Source organism: Halomonas sp. ND22Bw (genome assembly GCF_003011945.1).
Lineage (GTDB): Bacteria > Pseudomonadota > Gammaproteobacteria > Pseudomonadales > Halomonadaceae > Halomonas > Halomonas halophila.
On record NZ_PXWD01000213.1, the window covers coordinates 1 to 424 of the forward strand.

A 424-nucleotide genomic window follows, 5' to 3' on the forward strand; every position below is an offset into this window, starting at 1 on the left:
TCGATCGTTGCCGGCGATTTGGCATCTTCCTTGGACTTTTCCGCCCATTTCCGGCCGGGATGGAGCGTGTCCCACGGCGAGCGCTTATTGGCTCGGGTGGTCGCGTCATATCCATGCTTGCCCAAGCCATAGAGTATGCTCGTCTCGATGTTACAAATCGGTCGGAACAGATGGATCATGTAATCCTCGGCCGCCGTTTCCCAGCCGCTCTGAACGACCAGCGATCGGAACTGAAAGTCGGCAAGGTCGAGCGTGGTGATGGCCGTACCGATGTTCTTACGGTGGTCTGAAAGACGCCCACAAAGCCGCGGCCCCTGCTCCAGCGGGGTACGGGCATTGTTGATCGCGGGCGCGGCCTGGCCGACGTAGATTGGCGTCTCGCTTCCGCTGATGGGCGCATACAGCGGAAATGGGCCGTTGTAGT

The 424-nt window shown here is 59.9% G+C and carries 1 protein-coding gene; it reads right to left on the reverse strand.

All coding sequences use genetic code 11. The features are described 5' to 3' along the window. A partial coding sequence (locus CVH10_RS17735) for an Eco29kI family restriction endonuclease (RefSeq protein WP_146143010.1) occupies positions 1 to 424 on the reverse strand: 424 nt, incomplete at both ends.